A 15,982-nucleotide genomic window follows, 5' to 3' on the forward strand; every position below is an offset into this window, starting at 1 on the left:
AAAAGCCGGCCTGAGCCGGCTCTCCTTGTTGTCAGGTGCTTAGCTTCGCAGTTCCTTGACCGCCTTATCAAGCACACCATTAACGAATTTATGGCTGTCTTCGGCACCAAATGTTTTTGCCAATTCAATGCCTTCGTTAATCGCAACTTTGTAAGGTACGTCTTCACGGAATTTTAACTCATACGCGCTTAGACGCAGAATGGCTTTCTCAACCATATCAATGTCTTCATACGGACGCGTTAGGTGCGGAGCTAAAATGGTGTCCAACTGTTTAAAGTTAACGGCCACGCCACGAGCGAGATCTTTAAAATACTCTACATCGACCTTAGATACGTCGTTCTCAATCAACATATTCTGTTCGATATCGGCAATGGCATTACCACTCATTTGCCAAGAGTAAACGGCCTGTAAGGCCAATACGCGCGCTTTGCGTCTAGCTGCTGGTTTCACTGTGAACCCTTAAATTTTGTCTAAAACATTAACCATTTCTAGGGCACTTAGTGCAGCTTCGCCACCCTTGTTGCCCATTTTTGTACCGGCACGCTCAATGGCCTGCTCGATGCTTTCCGTGGTTAATACCCCAAAAGCAACCGGTACATCATATTCTAGCGATACTTGCGCCAGACCCTTGTTCGACTCACCGGCAACCAGGTCGAAATGTGGTGTGCCACCACGAATAATTACGCCTAGGGCAATAATGGCATCGTGCTCGCCTTTAGCGGCAAGACGCTTAGCCACAAGTGGTAACTCAACGGCGCCCGGTACATAAACAACGGTGATGTCATCGTCACTGACGTTGCCAGTGCGCTTTAACTCATCCACCGCGCCATCAAGTAGGCTGCTGCCAATGAAGTCATTAAAACGTGAAATCACGATGGCAAATTTTTTGCCCGGTGCAAACTTGTTACCTTCAATAATTCTCATCTATAAACCTTAATTGATATTGCCAACGCGTGATGCGGGGCGAACTAGGGGTATCGCAAAATTGCCGCGCATCATACCATAACTGAAAAAAAATAGCTGCTTATTCTGGCTGTACGTAATCAACCACTTCTAGGTGGAAGCCCGACAGCGCGTGATACTTCTTCGGCATACTCATCAAACGCATCTTGGTAATACCCAGATCCGCCAAGATTTGCGAGCCGATACCCACGGTACGCGAGGTGCCCTGGATCTTGCGATGGTTCGCCTGCTTGCCTTCATCTTCCATGGCAAATGCCTGAACCATGGCTTCGATGTCTTCGCTGCATTCTTGTTTACCCAGGATAACCAAGACCCCGCCCTGCTCGGCGATATACTTCATGGCCTTGGAGAGGGTCCAGCTGCGATCGGCACCGCGATCGGAGAGCAGAATATCGTTAAAGGTGCTTTGCAGGTGTACACGCACCAAAGTTGGGTCGTTAATGTCACCCTTTACCATGGCGTAGTGAAGCTGGCCGTCGATGGTGTCCTTGTAGGTCACCAGCTCGAACTCTCCATGTTCCGTTGGCAGCTTACACTGGGCAACCTTCTCAATGGTGGTTTCGTTAAGGTTTCGGTATTCAATCAGATCGGCAATGGTGCCCATCTTAATGCCGTGCTCTTTGGCGAACACTTCCAGTTCCGGGCGACGAGCCATGGTGCCATCCGGGTTCAGAATTTCCACAATCACAGACGACGGCTCAAGACCGGCCAGACGAGCTAGATCACAGCCCGCTTCGGTGTGGCCGGCTCGCGTTAATACGCCACCCGGCTGGGCCATAATCGGGAAAATATGCCCTGGTTGAACGATATCCTCGGGTACTGCGCCCTTGGCCACGGCGGCCTGCACCGTGCGCGCACGGTCGGCGGCGGAAATACCTGTGGTCACGCCCTTGGCGGCCTCGATAGACATGGTGAAGTTAGTCGAGAACTGGGCACCATTGTTTTTAACCATCAGTGGCAGTGCCAATTGCTCACAACGCTCCTGTGTCAGCGTTAAGCAGATCAGGCCACGGCCATAGGTCGCCATAAAGTTAATCGCATCAGCACTGATGTGCTCGGCGGCAATAATCAGGTCGCCTTCGTTTTCACGATCTTCATCGTCCATCAAGATGACCATCTTGCCATTTTTAATGTCTTCGATGATCTCCGCTGCGCTATTCAAACTCATATCTTGCCCATTATGTGTTATTTGATAAATCCGGCCTGTACTAGCAGGCTTTCGGATACTGTTGATTCTGCTTTCGGAGCTTGCGCTCCTTGAATAAGGCGCTCCAAGTAACGCGCTATTTGATCGACCTCGAGATTGACCTTAGTGCCAACCTGAAATTCGGCGATCGTCGTTTGTGCCAGCGTGTGCGGCACTATGGTTAATTTAAACTGGTTACCGTCGATTTCATTGACGGTCAGGCTGGCGCCATCGATGCACACCGAGCCCTTGTAGGGAATGTATTTCATCAATGCTTCGGGGGCTGCAAGCCAATATTCGATGGCGCGGGCATTGGGGCTGACCTTGACCACCTCGGCAATGCCATCCACATGACCGGAAACCAGATGTCCACCCAAGCGCGAAATAGGCTGCAGGGCCTTTTCTAAATTGACCCGCTGGCCACGCTGATAGTGGGCAAAACGGGTCAGTGACAATGTCTCTTTTGACACATCGGCACTGAAGCCGTCGCTGAATTTTTCGGTGACCGTTAAGCAGACGCCATTGGTGGCGATGCTGTCGCCAAGTGCCACATCACTCATGTCTAAGTTGTTACTTTGTACGCGCACGCTTAAGTCGCCATCAACCAGGGTGAGGGAACTGAGCGTACCCGTTGCTTCAATTATGCCTGTAAACATGGCTATTCTACTCTAAGTTTCTCTAAGGTAAGGCGAATATCCTCACCAATTGGGGTCATATCGCTAAAGTGCATGGTTGGCACCTGGGCCATGGCCGTAAAGGGGCCCATAGTTAACAGCCCTTTGGCATCGCTGCCCATTAATTTTGGCGCAATATAAACAATGTAGCTATCTATCAGTTGCTGCTGTGCCATGGCACCGGCCAGGGTCGCGCCCGCCTCTAGCCAGACTGAGTTAATGTCACGCTGCGCCAGCTCTACCAGCAGAGCGTCGAGATTAATCTGACCATTTTCCAGGCCTTCGCACATCAGCTCGGTTACATTGTTGGGCCACATGGGCTGTTTATCAAGCTCTTTGCGCGTCACACTGGCTGTGCGTGAGCGAACTATTAATATCTCACCGGGCTGTTGAAAAAGCGCTAAATCGGGAGTCAGCCGATAGCGGCTATCTAAGATCACCCGCAGCGGTTGACGCACTTCGGGCAAGACATATTCGGCCAGTTGCGTGTCGTCCAGGCGTACATTGAGCTTGGCATCGTCCACCAACACGGTATCTGCTCCGCTTAAAATGGCACAATGCTGGGCACGTAATGTATGTACATCTTTACGTGCTTCTGGGCCTGTTATCCATTTACTCTCACCATTGGCCAAGGCGGTTTTACCGTCCAGGCTGGCGGCGAGCTTACAGGTAACATAAGGGCGCCCAGTGCGCATGCGCTTTAAAAAGCCCAGGTTTAACTGTTCGGCTTCATCACCGAGTAAGCCGGATGCGACCTCTATGCCCGCCTCGGCCAGCATTTTCATGCCGCGACCGCTGACTTGCGGATTAGGGTCTTGCATGGCGCAAATGACTTTTGCCACCTTGGCCTTGATCAGGGCGCCGGCACAGGGACCAGTGCGACCGGTATGGCTGCAGGGCTCAAGCGTTACATAGGCGGTGGCGCCTTGGGCATTATTCCCCGCCGCCGCCAGGGCATGCACTTCGGCATGTGGGGTACCGGCCTGTTGGTGAAAGCCTTCGCCTATCACTTCGCCATTTTTAACCAGCACACAGCCGACATTGGGATTGGGTGTGGTGGTGAATCGCCCTTGATAAGCAAGCTCAATGGCTCGGCGCATATAGCGCTTATCGTCCGCAGTGAAGATCATTTTAGTCTCCTAGGCGGGCGATTTCTTCACCGAATTCACGGATATCTTCAAACGAGCGATAGACGGAGGCAAAGCGCACATAAGCAACCTTATCCAGGCCTTTCAGTGCTTCCATAATGCATTCGCCGATCAACTGTGAACTGACTTCACGTTCACCGGTGGCACGAATTTGTGATTTGATTTGATGCACCACTTCATCGACTTGTTCTGTTTTTACTGGTCGACGCTCTAATGCGCGGTGCAGGCCATTTTGCAACTTGTCTTCATTAAAAGGCTCACGCGAACCATCGCGTTTGATCACCCGCGGCATCACCAATTCCGCCCCTTCGAAGGTGGTAAAACGTTCATGGCAGTCATTGCATTCGCGACGGCGACGAACCTGGTGGCCACCACCGACCAGACGTGAGTCAATAACCTTGGTGTCTTTAGCGCTGCAGAAAGGACAATGCATAGTGAATGGGATTCCTGTAGATAACAAAAAGGCCGCAAAAATTGCGGCCTTTATCATACACAAATGTTTGTGTAATAGCTATTTCACACTGTTATGCGTAAACAGGGAACTTAGCGCAAATTGCTTTCACTTTTTCTTTTACTTGTGCCTGAACATCTGTGTTGTCGATGTTATCAAGTACATCACAGATCCAGCCCGCTAGCTCTTTCGCTTCGGCTTCTTTAAAACCACGGCGAGTGATAGCCGGAGAACCAATACGCAGACCCGAAGTTACAAACGGTGAACGTGGATCATTTGGTACCGAGTTCTTGTTTACCGTGATGTTGGCATTGCCAAGGGCAGCATCGGCATCTTTACCTGTGATGTCTTTATCAATCAGGTCAAGAAGGAACAGGTGGTTGTCGGTTTTACCCGATACTACCTTGTAACCGCGCTCTTGTAGCACTTCAACCATGGCTTGAGCATTGGCAACAACCTGCTGCTGGTATGCTTTAAACTCAGGCTGTAGTGCTTCTTTGAAAGCAACCGCTTTAGCCGCGATTACGTGACATAGAGGACCACCCTGGCCACCTGGGAATACGGCGCTGTTTAGCTTTTTGTAGATCTCTTCATCGCCACAGTTAGAAATGATTAGACCACCACGAGGACCGGCTAGTGTCTTGTGCGTTGTGGTTGTTACTACGTGCGCGTAAGGTACTGGGCTTGGGTATACGCCAGCGGCGATAAGACCCGCCACGTGAGCCATATCAACAAACAGGTACGCACCTACTTTGTCAGCGATTTCACGGAAACGTTTCCAGTCAACAATACCTGAGTAAGCAGAGAAACCACCGATGATCATTTTTGGCTTGTGCTCTAGCGCTAGCGCTTCAACCTGATCGTAATCGATTTCACCGGTTGCTTCATTTAGGCCGTACTGAATTGCGTTGTACATTTTGCCTGAGAAGTTTACGTGTGCACCGTGAGTCAAGTGACCACCGTGTGCCAGGCTCATACCTAGTACGGTATCGTGTGGCTGAAGTAGTGCTTGGAAAACAGCGGCGTTTGCTTGTGAGCCCGCGTGCGGCTGTACGTTTGCGTATTCGGTGCCGAATAGCTCGTTCGCACGGTCAATAGCCAGTTGTTCAACCACGTCAACATGCTCACAACCACCGTAGTAACGCTTACCCGGGTAGCCTTCTGCATATTTGTTAGTTAGCTGTGAACCCTGGGCTTCAAGTACGCGTGGGCTACAGTAGTTTTCTGATGCGATAAGCTCGATGTGCTCTTCTTGACGAGCTACTTCTGCGTTCATCGCATTAGCTAATTCTGGGTCAAAGTCTGCAATGTTCATGTTACGTTCTAACATGCTGTCTCCTAGGTGCAACGTGATTGTCGATATGAAAGGCCGCTATTGTACGCGTAAACGGCGCGTTTGCCTATTGGCTAAGGGTGAGGTTATTTAAACAGGGATTGAATTTTTTTCACAGCCCTAAAAGAATGATATTTTTTTATCTCGTACATAAATAATTTAAATTAATTTTTAAAAAGTTATTTTCATTGCTAATGAAAGAATCGACTCTTTAGAATTAAAGCCGGTAACTTATCGCTGTGATCGATTAAACGCCCGGCAATCACATGCACCACCCCCTGATGATGCTCCACCACACCTTTAACCTCCAGCAGGCGAGCCGTTAAAAACGCTTTTTGCTGGGCCTTGGCGGTAGCCAGCCACACCACCACATTGATATTGCCGGTGTCATCTTCCAAGGTTAAAAAGGTCACCCCCGCGGCACTGCCCGGCGACTGACGCCCGGTGACCAAACCGGCAATGGTTACACTGGCACCATTACGGCATTGGCTTAATTCGCTGGCTTTCTTAGCATTGCTAAACAGGCCTTGCTGGCGTAAATAGGTTAATGGATGCGCTCCCATATTAACGCCCATACTGGCGCAGTCTTCCAGGGTATCCTGGATGCCGCTGGGCGCCGCCAAGACCGCCGCTTCCTCCATAATGCTTTCATCGTCGGCAAAGAGGGGCAAACGCTGCTGTTTATCCATAATTTGCCAGCGGCTGTTAAACCTGTCCTTGGCAATGGCCGCCAGGGCATTGCTGCTGGCCAGCGTTTCCAGCTCCCCTTCTTGTAAACCATGATGGTAAAGCTCACTAATGCTGCGATAGCCCGACGCGGGGCGCTGCGCAATCAGCTTATCTGCACTTGCCGCGCTAAAGCCCTTGATACAGCAAAAACCCAAACGCACGGCGAAGTGCTCGCCCTGACGTATGACCTGATGCTCCCAGAGGGAGTGATTTACGTCTACGGCCAGTATGTTGATATTGTGACGCCGAGCATCCTGTACCAGTTGGTCGAGGGAATAAAAGCCCATGGGTAAGCTGTTTGCCAAGGCGCAGAAAAACACCTCGGGGTAATAGTATTTTAAATAGGCCGACACATAGGCCAACACAGCAAAACTGGCTGAGTGGGACTCGGGAAAGCCATACTCGCCAAAACCACAAATTTGCTGATAGATACGCTCGGCAAACTGATAGTCATAACCGCGCTGCAGCATGCCATCGATCAGCTTTTGTTTAAACTGGGTCAGCTCGCCGTCGCGTTTCCACTTGGCCATGGCACGGCGCAGTTGATCGGCCTCACCCCCGCTGAACCCAGCCGCAACCATGGCCACCTTGATCACCTGCTCCTGGAAAATGGGCACTCCCAAAGTGCGCTTTAATACCTGCTCTACCTGCTTGGAGGGGTATTCCACCGCTTCATCGCCGTCACGGCGGCGTAAATAGGGATGCACCATATCCCCTTGAATTGGCCCGGGACGCACAATGGCGATTTGGATCACCAGGTCGTAGTAACAGCGCGGCTTCAGGCGTGGCAGCATGCTCATTTGCGCCCGCGATTCGATTTGAAACACGCCCACGGTATCGGCCTTTTGCAACATGGCAAATACCTGAGGGTCGTCCCCCAGGCGAGTAATATCGGCAATGCTAATACTGTGTTGATAATGTTTTTCCAAGAGCTTAAAGCTGCGTTGAATAGCGCTCAACATACCCAAGGCCAGCACATCCACCTTAAGCAGTTTTAAACTCTCCAGATCGTCTTTATCCCACTGGATCACGGTGCGCTCAAGCATGGCTGCATTCTCAACGGGCACCAGCTCATGCAGCGGTCCTTCGGAGATCACAAAGCCACCCACATGCTGTGACAGATGCCGGGGAAAACCCTTTATTTCATCCACCAAACGGAAAAAATGCTGGTTAATGCTTGCCTCAGGGTCTAGCCCGAGTTGGATCAGCTGCGCCTGCCATTGGCCACCGCCGTGGCGGCGATTAAGCTGCTTAATGTAATAATCGAGCTGAGTGTCGCTAAAACCAAGGGCCTTGCCCACATCGCGCATGGCACTTTTTAAGCGATAGGTGATCACGGTCGCGGCCAGGGCGGCGCGTTGACGACCATATTTTTGATAAATGTATTGGAAGACTTCCTCGCGCCTTTGGTGTTCAAAATCGACATCAATATCCGGCGGCTCATTGCGCTCTTTGGAGATAAAGCGCTCGAACAAAACATCGATTTGTCTGGGATCGACGGCGGTAATTTCCAGGCAATAGCAGACCACAGAGTTCGCCGCAGAGCCCCGCCCCTGGTACAAGATATCGCGGAGTTTGGCGAATTGCACTATATCGTGAATAGTCAAAAAGAAGGGCTCATAGCCTTGCTCGGCGATAAGGGCGAGCTCTTTGTCTATGGTGGCTTGGATCGCTGGCGGCGCTGCCCCCTTAAAACGCTTCCTCGCCCCTTGTTCTACCAGGGATTTAAGATGTTCGCTGGCGCTTAGACCTTGCGGCACCAGTTCATAGGGGTACTGATAACTGAGCTCATCCAGATTAAAGGCGCAGCTTTGCGCAATCTGCTCACTGGTTGCCAACTGGGCCGGACTGAATAGCTTTGCTAATTTGTCCAAAGGGCGCAAAGCCCGCTCGGCATTGGCTAACAGGCTCGGTCCTAGCGAAGACACGGTTTGCCCTTGCTTAATGGCACTGAGCACATGCTGTAAAGGCAATCGCTCCGGCGTGTGCATTAGCACGGCACCGAGCGCCACTTCGCTTATCTGCCATTGCTCGCTCAGGGTGCGCACATAGGCCAATTGCTCTGGTTCAAAACCATTGAGTTCGCGGCGAACACCCAGATAAAGCTGATCGCCATAATGGCGTTGCAACCAGGGCCCCCAGTGTCTATCCGACACTTTTGCTGCTTCGCTGCGCCCATGTACGAGCCAGATCAGAATGCAGCCTTTGAGGGTTTTTAAATCCCATTCACTGAGTTGATAGCGCCCTTTTTCACAACGCCTGCGAGCATTGGTGATCACCCGACAGAGTTGGCTGTACGCCGACTTGGTGGGGCACAACACCACCAACTCTAATTCCTCGTAGCAAAGGTAACTGCCGACGATCAGCTTAATGGGCAATTGCTGCGCCTTGATGTGGCTATGGGCCCTGACCACCCCCGCCACCGAACATTCATCGCATAAGGCCAGGGCGCTATAACCCAGCTCCGCGGCCTTACTTATGAGCTCCTCCGGGTGCGAGGCCCCGGTTAAAAAGCTGAAATTACTTTGACAAAATAATTCACTGTACGTGCCGGCCATCAGGCAAAATACCCCTGAATAAACCAGCCCTTGTGTTTATCCCTAAACACCCAGCACAACTGGCCACGACTGTTTTCACCGATATAATAATCGCGCTCTAACTGCGCTTGCTGCCACCAATGACTTTGGATCCGCTCCGGGCCGCGCAGTAAACAAAGTTGCTCCTGTAAGGGGGTGGGTTCGATCATAAAATTGGGTCGCAAGAGGGCCTGCGTTGATGCGGGCAGCCTATCTTGATAAGGATGCAAGGTGGCCTCCTGCACCTGAGTAAATTCGGGAATATGCGCCCGCCCCGGTTGCAGACGATAGCAATGCTGCGGCCCTAAACGGGCGTTGAGCATACTCAGCAGTTGTTGCTTTGCCAGCCCCTGCTGGCGTTTGGCAAAAAGGTTTTCGCTGTGACCGTCGGCGCTGACAAATTCCTCGCACTGCAAACGTATGGCAATGACCGGCGCCGGTAGCACTAAGGCCGCCAGCTTAATTTCCAGCAAGGCCTGCCAGGGAGCCAGCTGTCCTTGTGGCTCAACACTGTCTAAGCAGAGTTCCAGTGCCACTTGCTCGCGAAAAATAAGACTAAAAACCAGGCGTTGAGTATGCAATTGATGTTGGCGCAGATAACGACACAAACACTCACACAACTGAGTTAAAGGCTGTAATAAACGCTCACTGTTATCGATTTCAAAATTCAGCTCCCGACTTTCACTAAAGCTCTGGGTCGGCTGGTAAAAGCGATAATACCCGGACTTTTTCGCTAGGCCCGCATGGGGCAGTTGCCCCTGTAGGCGGGTTAAATAATCCACCACCTCATAATGAAAGCGCTGGCGCAGCTGATCCATGGGCAGGGCCTGAAGCTGCTCGACCCGCTCAATGCCTAAGCGCGCCAATTGCTGTTTATGCTCGGCTGCGAGTAAGAGATCCGTCACCTCAACGCGGGCAAGATGCTGGCGACAGACGCTTGCCTCATCACTGATAAAGTTCAGTTGCTCGCGGGCCAAGAGCTCCGCCGCCTCCATGCTCTCTCCCGAGGCATAGTAAAAATGCGGCACAAAGGCACGAATAACCGGCGCTAAGGCGTCAAAAAGCTGCTCTGTGCTGGGATAGAGAGCCCGCATACTGGTGGCCACCACAATCAAACTATCACTGCCGGCCAGGATGATGTCGCCACAGACTTGATAGCAGTGCGCCGCGAGCTCCTGCAATAATTGCCGCTCCAGCTCAGGCTCATAGGGATACACTTGTAAGGTGGCGCACAGCGCCGCGGCACTGGCCAGGCCCATACCCAAGCGCACACCCAGACGCTGCGCCGCAGCATTTACTTGCACCACATGCTCTTTGGCCACCAACACCGCCGGCTCCTGCAACTGCCGACGCTGCAATTGCAAGTGCGCACAATACACAGCCAAATACATTTACCCTACCTCACAGTGCTGGGCAGCCGGTTGCAGCTGCGTCAAAGATGATGCCATTTTTTTGTGGCTATGGCGGAGAAAGGGCCAGAGCTGCACCTTACTCAAGGTCACCTCGCCACGGGCAAAACGCCCTTGCTGACGCAATAAAACAAGCTGCAAGTCTTGTTGCTGCTGTTGCAATCGCATACTGATTTGCACCGGTAAGGCTGCGCTTTGACACTGGTAATCCACCAGCACCAGGAGCGCCTGCGATTGCTGACACGCCAGGCTAAAGCGCCGCGCCTGAGTAAACGACAGACCTTGATGCCACAACCACACCAGGGCACAACTGCTGCTGCGACTGCATTGCTCTGCGGCCCACAGCGCATGCGCCGTACTTTGCGGGCGTAAAATCAGTAAGCGGGCAGGAGCAACACCTTGGGCAAGCAACCATTGGATACAGGGCTCTGCCGGCGGATTAATGAGCACCACCAGGCCTTGCTCGCGCGCCTTCACCAACGCCCCCTGTAGCAGGGTAAATTCGCCTATGGCCGGCTCGCTGCTAAGGTGGATCACCCCGCTCTGCGGCCAGCCGCCGCCAAGCAGCCGATCCAGGGCCGAAAAACCACTGCTAAGCACCGTCTCGCTTTCTTGCTGCTCTGCGCCACGGTCTTGATTGGCGCTGAAGATCAGTCCTTGATGGTGCATCGCTGCTAAAGTTGTGTTCATCCACACCACCTCAAAATACTGTATATAAATACAGTATAAATGATTTTCGCGGATGCACAAAGGATCGATTTTATTCGAGCAAAAAGACAGGTGCAGAGGCTTGCCAGGAGGAGGAAAACAAAAAAGCCCAGCGTGTTGAGCTGGGCTTGTAAGAAACTGAAGAAGCTAAAAACACCTTATTACGAATTAATAGCCAGGCATAGTTTGCTAATACCGTCGAGTATTCGGGTGCTGTAGCGATGCAGCAAATCGGCATCAATGGCGCGGATCGCCTTATTTTTTACCGCCGGGATCATGCCCCATCGTTGCCACTGCCGGGTTTGTTCGACAGCGCTTTTTTCACTGCTTAACACGATAATATCGGGTTTCGCCAGAGCGACATTTTCGACGCTTACCTGCGGATAGTCGGTGCTGTTATCGGCAAAGACATTCTCGCCGCCACACAGGGTAATCGCCTTGCCAATCAAGGTGTTGTTATTGACCGTCATCATGGGCGCCGACCAAAGCTGATAAAACACCTTGGGTCTTTGCTCCTCGGAGCGCTGATAATCGTGTTGCAAGCGCTCATAACCTTGCTCGAATTGTGCGGCCACCCGCTCGCTCTGGGCCACATTACCGGTGAGCTTTCCTAGTTGTCTCAACTCGGTGGCAATGTCCTCCACCCCTTGTATGTTACTGATATACAAGGGCACCCCTAAGCGTTCCAGGGTTTCCACATCAGCCGCCTTATTGCCACCTTGCCACACCACTACCAAGGTGGGTTTTAATGCCAGTATTTTCTCTATTTGCACCCCGTAATAGCCACCAACACGAGGCAAGGCCTTGGCTTGCTCCGGGTAGTCGGCATGATCGACGCTGGCCACTAGGTGCTCGCCGGCGCCTATGGCATAGAGGTTTTCCACTATATGGGGAGAAAGGGCGACAATACGCTGCTGTGCCTTAGGTTCTTCACTTGCAGCCGCACTTGCACCCGCGCCTACAGCCGCGCTTGCAGCCGTACTGGCAAAAAAGAACACCGTAAAGGTCGCTAACCAGCGAGAGATGGCCATTAGTAATCAAACCCTGCGCGTGCCTTAATCCCGGCATCGAAGGCGTGTTTCACATTGCGCACCTCACTGACGGTGTCGGCAAGCTCCACTAAACGACGGTGGGCACCGCGCCCGGTGACGATCACAGATTGCATTTTCGGTCGATTTGCCAGCGCCTCCAGTACCTCATCTAAATCGATATAGTCGTAGGTCAGCATATAGGTGAGCTCATCAAGAAGGACTAGATCCAGGCTCTCGTCGGCAAGAAATTGCTTGGCCTGTTGCCAGGTTGCCTGCGCCGCCTGAGTGTCGGCCTCACGGTTTTGCGTCTCCCAGGTAAAGCCGGTTTTCATCACCGCAAAGGGCACCCCCACCTGCTCCAGCAGGTTGCGCTCGCCACACTCCCACAGGCCCTTAATAAACTGTACTACCGCCGCTTTTTGCCCATGACCGACGCAGCGTGCCACGGTACCAAAGCCCGAGGTCGACTTGCCCTTGCCATTGCCGGTGATCACCTGCAATATGCCCTGCTCCGTTTGCGCCTGCTCAATACGCTTATCCACTTCGACCTTTACTTTTTGTTGGCGCTTTTGATGCTGCGCATTTTTATCCGTCATGCCACGACTCCATGAACTAAATTATATTAATGATATCAAGGTGCTACTCTCACCTGCTCGACACCGCCATGCAACCGATTCACCCCACGCATAGTTAATTGCGGGAATAATGACACTATCGCAATGGCCAAGGTGCCCATATTCTACCCCGTTTTATGAATGCGGGCGGCAAATATCAAAAAATGACAACTAAGCCTTTATTATTAGGTGAAATATTTCATCTGATTACAAATAGTGGTAATCCCACAACTCGCGACTAGGCTTGATTAAAGGGCAATAAACGGAACCTTGTCATGCACGCGTATAAAGATCAACAATCCACAGCCAATAGTAATCAATCTCCCCTGTCAGACGGCAGTATTGCCGGCTTGTTCGCCCACCAGCAACAACGCAGTTTACTAAAGCAACAGCTCAGCACCCAAGTTTTACCAACACTCACAAAAAAAGAACTACAAACACTTAACGCCAGCACCGCTGCCACCATTTTGCAAGCACATAAACCAAGCCGCGAGTTGGTTACCCCGCTTTTTAATTCGCTTTTTACGGCCTATAACGCCGTCTATCAACACGCCGATATTGCCAGGGCCGAGCGCAGCCAGCAGTTTATCAGTAAGCACGGCCTGGTGATGGCGCCGGATCACTGTATTCACACCATTAAAGATGGCTTACGGGTGAGCGCCTATATGCGCGCCATTGACAAGGCCATCACCGCCTTATTTGGTGGCGGCCAGGAAAAAATCTTTATCGCCTACCCCGCCTGCGGCCCCTTTGCTCCTTTATTGTTGCCGCTGTTAAGTCACTATCAACGCCAGGGCATAAGCGGCGAGCGGCTGCGCATCACCCTTATCGATATTCAACCCGGGGCCATCGCCTCGCTGCATAAGCTGATCACCGAATTGGGGCTGCAAGAGTACATACAGCAAATGTATTGTGGTGATGCCTGTGCTTATAACGCCCCTATGCTCTTCGATTTGGTCATTGTCGAGGCCATGCAACATGGCTTTAGTCGGGAAGGACACTTCGCCATTGCCCATCATTTTGCTCAGCAGTTAAGTAACAATGGTTACCTTATTCCGCAGCAGGTCGATGTTCACGCCATGCTCAATATAGCCCAGCTTGAGTATGTGGAGCAGTGGCGCAATGAGGGTCTCAGTGCCCAACAACTCAGTGAAAAATTGGCGGCCATTAGCCAACAACGCACCGAGCTCGGCGTGGTCATGTCGATCACGGCACAAAGCCTCAGGGCCATAGCTCCTAGCCAGATTGAACAACAAGCACTGCTTGGTGCCGCTACCTTGGTTCTGCCTCAGCTCGCCGAGCATGCCAATAAACAAACCCTGAGTCTGTACACCCAGATCAGCTTATTCGCCGATGAGCGACTCGGGCTGTATGACTCGGGGATCACCCATCCGCTTCCAGATCTCAGTGTCTGCATCAACTTTATCCCACGCGATCCGCAGGCGGATGACACCTTGGCAAATTCTGGCGACACCCTGAAGTTTTACTACAGTTTAAGCGGTCTTCCCGGCTTTTTGGTCATTAAGGAATAGGCAATGAAGGAACAACCTAGGACTCTTGTGTATGCCAGCAGCCTGTTTGCCTGGCCCTGTATTGAGGCGCTATTTGCCACTGAGCAGCTTGTCGGGGTGATCACCCCGGACCCGCAAACATTGGGGCACAGACAAGAGCCTTTGCTGCAGCTGTTGAATCAACTGCAAGCCAATGGCATTCCCTTTGAAGTGGTATGCAAGGAGAAGCTGCATTTAATTCCCAGCCACTTACCGCACTTTAACGCCGATCTTGCCCTGTGCCTGGGCTTTAGTCATTTATTACCGCAACCGGTACTCGAACATTACCGGTTAGGAATTTATAACTGCCATGCCTCTCCATTGCCCGCTTACGGGGGAAGCGACCCCATCTATTGGCAGCTGCGCAACCAAGAAACCCACAGCGCCCTGACCTGGCATGCCATGAACGAGCACTTCGATAGCGGCGACATTCTGCTGCAGCTGCCGCTGCCCCTTAGCAATCAAGATACCTATGCCAGTTTGGTTCAGCGCTTCGCTTATTTGGCTCTTAGCAGCCTGGAACAGCTTTTTCACCAGCTCACAACCGCTATGGTCGCACCGCCGCCACAGGGACAAAGAGCAGACCAAACAAGTGCTGTGCCGGAATTTATCGCACTGGATTTTAGTGCCCTCACCGCGGCGCAAATTGAGGCGCTCACACGCGCTCATAATGGTCACTATGGCCGGGTGCTGCTCAATATTAAAGGTATGGCGGTCGAGCTTATTCAAGTCAGCCTGGCCGATTACCCGGGCTATGGCACGGCACCGGGCACCATAGTGATGATTTCCTCGACGCAGGGACTGGTCGTTAATACGCAGGATGGTTGTATCCGCCTGGATATTGTCGCCTGCGAATTAGGCGTTATGAGCGCCGAACGTTTAGCACAATTAATTTACCTCGATGCCGGTGAGCAGCTGCAACGCCCACCGCACCCAATACAACAGCAAGTATAAGGACAACTACCATGGACCCCTTTATCGCTCAAATTCAGCCCTTTGGTTTTAACTTTGCACCAAGAAACTGGGCCACCTGTGATGGGCAATTGCTGCCTATCACCGAGTACACTGCGCTCTTCTCGTTAGTAGGCACCAACTTTGGCGGCGATGGTCGCACTAACTTTGCACTGCCCGACCTGCGCGGCAGAACCGCGGTAAGTCAAGGCTCTGGACCGGGTCTTACGCCTTGGACCATGGGCCAAAAGCGCGGTGCGGAAACACATATCTTATCGGTGAACGAGCTTCCAGCTCATACCGCCGAGGCTAACCTTAACGGCGTAACGGGAACCCTAAGCGCCACCACGGATGGCGGCACCACGGAAACGCCGCAGGCTGGCTATGTACTTGCAACGACCGTAGCCGGCGATAGCCGCAGTGATACCCCGGAAAAAATCTATGCCCCCAGCAACAGCGCCACCGAGGTCGCACTAGGGGGTGTTACCCTCAGCGGCAGCGCCCCGGTACAGAGCCCGGGCAATAGCCAGGCCTTTAATATCAGCCAACCCAGCCTGGGAGTGAATTACTCCATGGCGTTAGAGGGTATTTATCCATCCAGAAGCTAGACTGTTTTATCAACAGGAAGTAACTCGGTGGCGTCAAAAGGCGCCACCCTT

The 15,982-nt window shown here is 52.3% G+C and carries 15 protein-coding genes; 3 read left to right on the top strand and 12 right to left on the bottom strand.

Annotation, left to right across the window (positions count from 1 at the left end):
* Positions 1–39 precede the first annotated feature (39 nt).
* The 12 genes from nusB to cobO form a co-directional block, all read right to left on the bottom strand.
* On the bottom strand, positions 40–450 hold the full coding sequence (gene nusB, locus C2M36_RS15240; RefSeq protein WP_105255631.1) for a transcription antitermination factor NusB: 411 nt from the start codon (positions 448–450) through the stop codon (positions 40–42).
* A 9-nt stretch (positions 451–459) separates the two neighbouring features.
* Positions 460–924 carry a 6,7-dimethyl-8-ribityllumazine synthase gene (gene ribH, locus C2M36_RS15245; protein ID WP_105255632.1) on the bottom strand — a complete coding sequence of 155 codons (465 nt, stop codon included), beginning with the start codon at positions 922–924 and terminating at the stop codon, positions 460–462.
* 100 nt (positions 925–1,024) lie between these two features.
* Positions 1,025–2,131, bottom strand: a complete 1,107-nt coding sequence (gene ribBA, locus C2M36_RS15250; RefSeq protein WP_105255633.1) for a bifunctional 3,4-dihydroxy-2-butanone-4-phosphate synthase/GTP cyclohydrolase II — start codon at positions 2,129–2,131, stop codon at positions 1,025–1,027.
* Between the two features lie 17 nt (positions 2,132–2,148).
* Positions 2,149–2,805, bottom strand: a complete 657-nt coding sequence (locus C2M36_RS15255; RefSeq protein WP_105255634.1) for a riboflavin synthase — start codon at positions 2,803–2,805, stop codon at positions 2,149–2,151.
* A 2-nt stretch (positions 2,806–2,807) separates the two neighbouring features.
* Positions 2,808–3,953, bottom strand: coding sequence for a bifunctional diaminohydroxyphosphoribosylaminopyrimidine deaminase/5-amino-6-(5-phosphoribosylamino)uracil reductase RibD (ribD, locus tag C2M36_RS15260; RefSeq protein ID WP_105255635.1), 1,146 nt, complete (start codon positions 3,951–3,953; stop codon positions 2,808–2,810).
* 1 nt (position 3,954) lies between these two features.
* Positions 3,955–4,404: a transcriptional regulator NrdR gene (nrdR, locus tag C2M36_RS15265; RefSeq protein WP_105188124.1), complete on the bottom strand. Its 450-nt coding sequence runs from the start codon at positions 4,402–4,404 to the stop codon at positions 3,955–3,957.
* Between the two features lie 91 nt (positions 4,405–4,495).
* Positions 4,496–5,752 carry a serine hydroxymethyltransferase gene (glyA, locus tag C2M36_RS15270; RefSeq protein WP_105255636.1) on the bottom strand — a complete coding sequence of 419 codons (1,257 nt, stop codon included), beginning with the start codon at positions 5,750–5,752 and terminating at the stop codon, positions 4,496–4,498.
* A 194-nt stretch (positions 5,753–5,946) separates the two neighbouring features.
* Positions 5,947–9,042 carry an error-prone DNA polymerase gene (locus C2M36_RS15275; protein ID WP_105255637.1) on the bottom strand — a complete coding sequence of 1,032 codons (3,096 nt, stop codon included), beginning with the start codon at positions 9,040–9,042 and terminating at the stop codon, positions 5,947–5,949.
* On the bottom strand, positions 9,042–10,451 hold the full coding sequence (locus C2M36_RS15280) for a Y-family DNA polymerase (RefSeq protein ID WP_105255638.1): 1,410 nt from the start codon (positions 10,449–10,451) through the stop codon (positions 9,042–9,044). Before C2M36_RS15280 ends, C2M36_RS15275 begins: the two co-directional genes overlap by 1 nt.
* Positions 10,452–11,159, bottom strand: coding sequence for a hypothetical protein (locus C2M36_RS15285; protein ID WP_158678970.1), 708 nt, complete (start codon positions 11,157–11,159; stop codon positions 10,452–10,454).
* A gap of 179 nt (positions 11,160–11,338) precedes the next feature.
* Positions 11,339–12,208 carry a cobalamin-binding protein gene (locus C2M36_RS15290; protein ID WP_105255640.1) on the bottom strand — a complete coding sequence of 290 codons (870 nt, stop codon included), beginning with the start codon at positions 12,206–12,208 and terminating at the stop codon, positions 11,339–11,341.
* Complete coding sequence (gene cobO, locus C2M36_RS15295; RefSeq protein WP_105255641.1) at positions 12,208–12,804, bottom strand: cob(I)yrinic acid a,c-diamide adenosyltransferase; 597 nt, start codon at positions 12,802–12,804, stop codon at positions 12,208–12,210. The genes C2M36_RS15290 and cobO overlap by 1 nt, the downstream gene beginning before the upstream one ends.
* Before the next feature lie 293 nt (positions 12,805–13,097).
* On the opposite strand from cobO, the gene C2M36_RS15300 reads away from it, so the two are divergent.
* From C2M36_RS15300 to C2M36_RS15310, 3 genes are read left to right on the top strand one after another with little or no spacing between them, the layout of a single operon-like run.
* The gene (locus tag C2M36_RS15300) at positions 13,098–14,354 is read left to right on the top strand and encodes a hypothetical protein (protein ID WP_105255642.1); all 1,257 of its coding nucleotides are present in this window, start codon (positions 13,098–13,100) and stop codon (positions 14,352–14,354) included.
* A gap of 3 nt (positions 14,355–14,357) precedes the next feature.
* Entirely contained in the window at positions 14,358–15,326 is a 969-nt protein-coding gene (locus tag C2M36_RS15305; protein WP_105255643.1) for a methionyl-tRNA formyltransferase, read from the top strand.
* Between the two features lie 11 nt (positions 15,327–15,337).
* Positions 15,338–15,931: a phage tail protein gene (locus C2M36_RS15310; protein WP_105255644.1), complete on the top strand. Its 594-nt coding sequence runs from the start codon at positions 15,338–15,340 to the stop codon at positions 15,929–15,931.
* The last annotated feature ends 51 nt before the right edge of the window (positions 15,932–15,982 follow it).

The organism is Pseudoalteromonas sp. T1lg75, from assembly GCF_002964705.1.
Lineage (GTDB): Bacteria > Pseudomonadota > Gammaproteobacteria > Enterobacterales > Alteromonadaceae > Pseudoalteromonas.

Bases quoted from the DNA above. Each gene is read 5' to 3' on its own strand.
- C2M36_RS15285 (WP_158678970.1), bottom strand. From the start codon at position 11,159: ATGAACACAACTTTAGCAGCGATGCACCATCAAGGACTGATCTTCAGC.
- glyA (WP_105255636.1), bottom strand. From the start codon at position 5,752: ATGTTAGAACGTAACATGAACATTGCAGACTTTGACCCAGAATTAGCT.
- C2M36_RS15300 (WP_105255642.1), top strand. From the start codon at position 13,098: ATGCACGCGTATAAAGATCAACAATCCACAGCCAATAGTAATCAATCT.
- nrdR (WP_105188124.1), bottom strand. From the start codon at position 4,404: ATGCATTGTCCTTTCTGCAGCGCTAAAGACACCAAGGTTATTGACTCA.
- C2M36_RS15305 (WP_105255643.1), top strand. From the start codon at position 14,358: ATGAAGGAACAACCTAGGACTCTTGTGTATGCCAGCAGCCTGTTTGCC.
- C2M36_RS15290 (WP_105255640.1), bottom strand. From the start codon at position 12,208: ATGGCCATCTCTCGCTGGTTAGCGACCTTTACGGTGTTCTTTTTTGCC.
- ribBA (WP_105255633.1), bottom strand. From the start codon at position 2,131: ATGAGTTTGAATAGCGCAGCGGAGATCATCGAAGACATTAAAAATGGC.
- ribH (WP_105255632.1), bottom strand. From the start codon at position 924: ATGAGAATTATTGAAGGTAACAAGTTTGCACCGGGCAAAAAATTTGCC.
- C2M36_RS15310 (WP_105255644.1), top strand. From the start codon at position 15,338: ATGGACCCCTTTATCGCTCAAATTCAGCCCTTTGGTTTTAACTTTGCA.
- C2M36_RS15275 (WP_105255637.1), bottom strand. From the start codon at position 9,042: ATGGCCGGCACGTACAGTGAATTATTTTGTCAAAGTAATTTCAGCTTT.
- C2M36_RS15255 (WP_105255634.1), bottom strand. From the start codon at position 2,805: ATGTTTACAGGCATAATTGAAGCAACGGGTACGCTCAGTTCCCTCACC.
- C2M36_RS15280 (WP_105255638.1), bottom strand. From the start codon at position 10,451: ATGTATTTGGCTGTGTATTGTGCGCACTTGCAATTGCAGCGTCGGCAG.
- cobO (WP_105255641.1), bottom strand. From the start codon at position 12,804: ATGACGGATAAAAATGCGCAGCATCAAAAGCGCCAACAAAAAGTAAAG.
- ribD (WP_105255635.1), bottom strand. From the start codon at position 3,953: ATGATCTTCACTGCGGACGATAAGCGCTATATGCGCCGAGCCATTGAG.